This is a genomic window from Cupriavidus sp. WS, from assembly GCF_000395345.1.
GTDB classification, from domain to species: domain Bacteria; phylum Pseudomonadota; class Gammaproteobacteria; order Burkholderiales; family Burkholderiaceae; genus Cupriavidus; species Cupriavidus basilensis_B.
This window is the reverse complement of record NZ_AQPL01000739.1, coordinates 1-692: the sequence shown is the minus strand read 5'-3', so window position 1 is coordinate 692 and position 692 is coordinate 1. Positions and strand designations below refer to the sequence as shown.

Genomic DNA, 692 nt, shown 5'->3' with positions numbered 1-692 from the left:
TTCGCGACTCCTGTGTCGGCTGCGATATTGCCAGTACGGTATTTGGTGCCCATGGGCAGGATCGAACTGCCGACCTCTCCCTTACCAAGGGAGTGCTCTACCACTGAGCCACATGGGCGAAACTTGACTGCTGCTTTCTTGACTGCAACCCGGGCAATCTGGAGCGGGTGAAGGGAATCGAACCCTCGTCGTAAGCTTGGAAGGCTTCTGCTCTACCATTGAGCTACACCCGCCGGGTTACCACGCTTTCTGCTTCACCGACTACCGCCGGGTTACTGTCTTGCTTAATTCTGGTGGAGAGGGCTGGATTCGAACCAGCGTAGGCGTAAGCCAACAGATTTACAGTCTGCCCCCTTTAGCCACTCGGGCACCTCTCCGCAGAGAACTTGTGATTATGGTGTAACTCATCAGGCCTGTCAAGCTTTTTCCATACTATGCAAAGCATGGGGACAGTGACGAGCTCGCGACCGGGCACCATCCAGGCTGCCTGGCCATTCCACAACCACCGGCGTTCGAAAAGAACACGCTCTCACCCTATAGGGTGTCGCCGGCAGCCCGGAAATGGCTTCCGGCGGGCGTTCCCGGGCCCCTTGCGCGGTCGACCGAGGTGATTTTTGGCGGCCGCTGTCCGAGCGGTCGGAAGCGCTGTCCAGCAATTGGCCGCCCCTAAAAAGCAAAACCCCCCAGTCCAT

General features: G+C 58.1%; 3 tRNA genes. All 3 read right to left on the bottom strand.

From position 1 onward, the window contains the following. Nucleotides 1-43: 43 nt before the first annotated feature. Nucleotides 44-118, bottom strand: a tRNA-Thr gene (locus tag K206_RS0136970). A 41-nt stretch (nucleotides 119-159) separates the two neighbouring features. Beyond that, nucleotides 160-233: transfer RNA gene (locus K206_RS0136965), tRNA-Gly, on the bottom strand. A 58-nt stretch (nucleotides 234-291) separates the two neighbouring features. Continuing rightward, nucleotides 292-377: transfer RNA gene (locus tag K206_RS0136960), tRNA-Tyr, on the bottom strand. Nucleotides 378-692: the final 315 nt, after the last annotated feature.